General features: G+C 70.9%; 1 protein-coding gene and 1 pseudogene. Both read right to left on the reverse strand.

Annotation, left to right across the window (positions count from 1 at the left end):
* On the reverse strand, window positions 1–2,477 hold a 2,477-nt coding region (locus IE249_RS37340), incomplete at its 3' end, for a DUF6079 family protein (protein ID WP_506366843.1).
* Window positions 2,478–2,615: 138 nt separating this feature from the next.
* Window positions 2,616–2,844: pseudogene (locus IE249_RS37345) on the reverse strand (hypothetical protein); the annotation flags it as partial.

The following is a 2,844-nucleotide window of genomic DNA, read 5'->3' on the forward strand; positions in this document are numbered from 1 at the left end:
TGGTCGAACGGCTTGCTGCCCTCCGGCTGCGGGCGCGGGAACTCGGGCTGGAGGGACAGCACATGCCGCCCGTCGGGCACCTCGGCGCCCCGTGTGCCCTCCTTGGCTTCGGCGAGCCCGTACACCTCGCGCAGCGATTCGACCAGGGTGCGAGTGAGGTTGTCGCGGGCGTGCTCCAGGCTACGGCGGGCCTTGGCTCGGTCGTCCGGCGGGAAGTTGCGGGTGTAGTCGGACAACCGGTCGCGTTCCAGCAGGAAGTTGATGCGCATCAGACGGCCCAGCTGGGCCTTGCGCTGCTCGGAGAAGTGGTCGCACAGCCAGACCAGCACCGGCGCGCCGGGGTGCGACGCGCGCAGGGCGGCGACGCGGCGGTAGGCGTCGTCGGGGGAGCGGCTCTGATCCTCGTCGAAGGGACAGTCGAGGATGATACGCAGGTTGCCCGCCGTGGCGGGTTCGAAGGCCTCGTCCGCGACGCTGCGCGGGTTGCGGACCTCACCAAACATGAATTCCACCGTGCGCTCGGAGCCGCGCCACACGATCTTCTTCTCGTCGAGGAGCTGCCCCTGCCGGCCGGTGAGGCTCAGGTCCTCCCACAGCCGCTCGCGCAGCCAGGCGCGCCGCACACCGCCCTTGTCCTCGCCGACGACGGCGTCGAGGATCGGCTCGATGTCCAGGTCGGACAGGTGAAGGGAGAAGACCGGGTCGTCGGTGCCCTCGGAGCGCAGCTCGCCCGGGAACTCGCCCTGCAGCTCCCGCATCCGCGCGATGACCTTCTCCCGCACGGGCACGGCCCGCGAGCGCAGCGAGCCGTGGTTGAGGGCGGCGAGCCGGCCGGCGGTCAGGCGACGCAGCGCGGGCACGTCGGGCGCGAGGGCGGCGAGCAGCAGGGTCTTGACGTAGCGCTCGTCGGCGAGGAAGTCGGGGTGGTCGGCGCGGCCGTACTTGTTCAGCAGGTAGCGGCGGGCCTTGACGTGGAAGCGGCGGGCGGTCTCCGACTCCTGCTGGAGCTTGGCGGTGAACGCGGTGCTGGTGGTGTCGACGAGGACGTCCCACAGGTCGCCGAGCGGGATCAGCCGGCCGACCTCGGCGTCGGCGTTCCGCTCCAGCAGCTGCTGGACCAGCTTCAGACCGGTGCGTTCGCGCTGGAGCGCTCCGGACAGGGCCACGAGGACGTTCAGCAGGGCGGGGGAGAGCGGGTAGACGGCCCGGAAGTCCTCCCAGTCGGCGCCGGTGGCGCCCTCTCCGTCGAGGAGGACGTCCTTGACGAGCTGGCCCGCTCTGTCGATCCCGGCGAACGCGGCCTCCAGCACCCGTTCCTGCCCGGGGAGCGGCCTGAGGACCCGTTCCTTGATGATCTCGGGGAGGTTGCGGTCCTCCAGGTCGATGACGGTGACGCGCTCCTTGAGGTACTCCAGGGCGGCCTGGAGGTTCTCCACGTCCGAGCCGAGGATGTCGGAGCCCATGAGCTGGGACAGGTCGCGCTGGCGGGAGATGAAGGAGATGATCGGCACCGGCCGGTCGGGGTTGCTGGACTCGATCAGCTTGCTGAGCTTCTGGATCTCGTCGTTGATGAACGTCCGGTCGGACATCCTGGCCTGCAGCCACAGCACCAGCTCGTCCAGGAACAGCACCACGCCGTCGTAGCCGAGCAGCCGGGCGTGCTTGCTGATCTCGCTGAGCCCGTCGTCCAGCGTCACATACGCGGCCGCGTCACCGCTGACCGTGTCCGCGTAGTGCCTGTTCGGTCCGTTGAACAGGGCTGTCAGCAGCTGGTCGCGCTGCGGGTCGCCGGCGGGCGCGCGGAAGGCGGCGTCGAGGGCCGCGCTGGTCCAGCCGGTGGCGGGGACGGCGCCGATGGGCTTGAGCTCGTCGTCCTCGTCGTCCTCGTCCTCCGCCGTGGTGGCCTGCGGGGCTACGGGCGCGGGCAGTAGCCCGATGAACGCGTCGTCGCCGATCTTCGCGCGCAGCTCACGGGCGTCCGCGAGCAGCGAGTCGGCCCGAAACACCAGTGGCGTGGGCGCCTCGGGCCGTTCCCGGCGCACCGCCTTCACATAGCCGCCGAGCAGCGCCGACTCCAGGCTGGCGGCGCCCACCAGGTGGTAGGGCACCATCAGGAACTTCTTGCCGGGCAGCCAGTCGGTGTGCTCGGCGACCACCTCGCGCAGCCGCGGCTTGTTCTCGACGGCCGGATCCCCGTGAAGCACGGCGTGCAGCACGGTCAGGAAGTGGCTCTTACCGGCGCCGAAGGAACCGTGCAGGTACGCGGCGTGCGAGGCGTTCTTGCGCAGGCAGCTGCCGACCAGCTTCAGGGCCTTGCGGAACTCGCCCTGGAGCTGCGCTGTGACGACATAGTCGCCGATCGACCCGGCGGCATCGCCGGTGAACCCCTCGGACAGGGCGATCTTGAAGTCTCCGGAGTGGAGGTCCTCCTTGATGTCGAGGACATCCCTCAGTACGACCCCGCTGCCTCTGGCCATCAGCCGCTTCCGCTCCCCACAGCCTCGTCACGCCCGGCTGCCGCTGCCGGGCTCCCGGCGGGCACCGGCCCGCACACACCACGGCCTTCTATCCTGCCAGGGGCGCGGGGGTCGGTGGGACGGCCGGGAAGATCCGCGTCAGGCCGGGGTGTCCGGGGCTCCGGCAGGGAGTAGCGCCCAGACGGTCTTGCCCGGAGCTCCTGTGCGGGGCGTCACACCCCACCTCTGGGCGAGCTCGCCGACGATCAGCAGACCTCGCCCTGCCCCCTCGCCCTCTCCGGCTGCCCTGAGGGCGGGTCGGCGCTCACCGCGCGTGTCGCTGACCTCGATCCGCAGCCACGTGCGGATGGCGACGGAGCGTGGCTGA

Origin of the sequence: Streptomyces anandii JCM 4720, assembly GCF_014650655.1 — a bacterium.
In the GTDB taxonomy this organism is placed as follows: Bacteria; Actinomycetota; Actinomycetes; order Streptomycetales; family Streptomycetaceae; genus Streptomyces; species Streptomyces anandii.